Source organism: Bacillus sp. LR_5 (genome assembly GCF_042709275.1).
Genome location: NZ_JAVAXX010000660.1, coordinates 1 through 833, shown reverse-complemented (window position 1 = coordinate 833; position 833 = coordinate 1). Strand labels below are relative to the sequence as shown.

1 protein-coding gene is annotated in these 833 nt (G+C 46.1%); it reads right to left on the bottom strand.

From position 1 onward, the window contains the following. Positions 1-831: gapA transcriptional regulator CggR (gene cggR, locus RAC86_RS39320; RefSeq protein ID WP_377887027.1), on the bottom strand; the 831-nt coding region annotated here is incomplete at its 3' end. Positions 832-833 lie beyond the last annotated feature (2 nt).

The window sequence follows — 833 nt, the reverse complement described above, 5'->3', positions numbered from 1 at the left end:
TCGGGGCTTTTTAAAGTAAGCCTCGATCGCCTCGGCTTTTGATGATCCGCCCGCTACCGCAATAATATCGGGGATGGCGTCTATGTCATCCAGCTGCATTCCGACAGAATGCACTTTGTGGACCACTTCGCCGTCCGCGTTAAAATAGTAGCCAAACGCTTCTGTCACCGCGTCGTGATCATCTATTTTCTTTAAGTCTTCTAAAGGTGTGTTTCTCCGCTGAGCCATAGTTTTAGCTTCACCGATTCCGTGAACCAGCATACTCGCTGATTTAATCGTGTTCAGCACCTCTTTGACAGAAGGTTCTTCAATAATAGATGAATAGGCGCCTTGTGACAGCTGTCCCGGAACAAACAAAAGCCGGTAAGTGCCTGAAGCCTTTTCCGCCATATGCGCGCATATGGTGTTCGCCTGGTTTTTCACGTCTTCGCCTAAACCGCCTCTTGCAGGCACAAACAAAAGCTCACGGTTTTTAGAATCCGGCGTCATCATTTCGGCGACAGCTTCAATTGTCGTACCGCCAGTTACAGCGACGATATTTTTGCCTGAAAATCTTTTTTTCATACATGCGACAGCTGCTCTTCCCATTTCTTTTTTGACCCATGGGGATTGATCGCTGTCTCCGGACACGATAATAGCATCCTTTAGATTTAAACGTTCTTTTAATGTCTTTTCCAAAAGCGTCAAACCTAAAACATCTTTCATCGTATCTTCCAGAACGGAAAGCAGTTCATAACCCTCTTCTGTCAATGTCATGCCGTTTGTTTTAATATCGACCAGGTTCTGTTCCTTTAAAAACTGAACCTCGCCCCTCAGCACACGCTCGCTGATTC